At 66.8% G+C, this 404-nt stretch carries 1 protein-coding gene; it reads left to right on the top strand.

Annotated elements, in window-relative coordinates:
* Positions 1 to 41 precede the first annotated feature (41 nt).
* On the top strand, positions 42 to 191 hold the full coding sequence (locus tag ACNAVT_RS31830) for a hypothetical protein (RefSeq protein WP_358061974.1): 150 nt from the start codon (positions 42 to 44) through the stop codon (positions 189 to 191).
* Positions 192 to 404: the final 213 nt, after the last annotated feature.

The raw sequence follows: 404 nt of genomic DNA, 5'->3' as shown, positions 1-404 counted from the left end.
CGTCGCCGGATGTCGACGACGTCTCCGACTGGATCTGACCCATGACCCAGATCGAGTACGACGAGGCCACCGACGGCTTCTACTTCCACTGCTACGCCTGCGGCCGTGACGGACGGTCGTGGGACTACCGCCGTGACGCCGAGCTCGACGCCGACCGGCACGACGAGCAGCACGACGACGGCCTGATCTGACCCAACCCAACCCGGACGCGAGGAGCCCTGGGGGCTCGTTCGTGTGGCTCCTCGCGCCCACCAACGCCCAAGGAGGGCAACCATGACCACCGCTACCGCCCCGGACACCCGGATACCGGTGGGGCCTGGCCTGTCGATGTTCGACCCCATCTTCGTCGGCATCGACGAGTTCGGTCAGCACGTGAACATCACCCTCGCCTACCGCAACCTCCT

It is taken from the genome of Micromonospora sp. SL4-19, from assembly GCF_047921475.1.
GTDB lineage: Bacteria > Actinomycetota > Actinomycetes > Mycobacteriales > Micromonosporaceae > Micromonospora.
This window is presented reverse-complemented; position numbering and strand designations above follow the sequence as displayed.

Bases quoted from the DNA above. Each gene is read 5' to 3' on its own strand.
- ACNAVT_RS31830 (WP_358061974.1), top strand. From the start codon at position 42: ATGACCCAGATCGAGTACGACGAGGCCACCGACGGCTTCTACTTCCAC.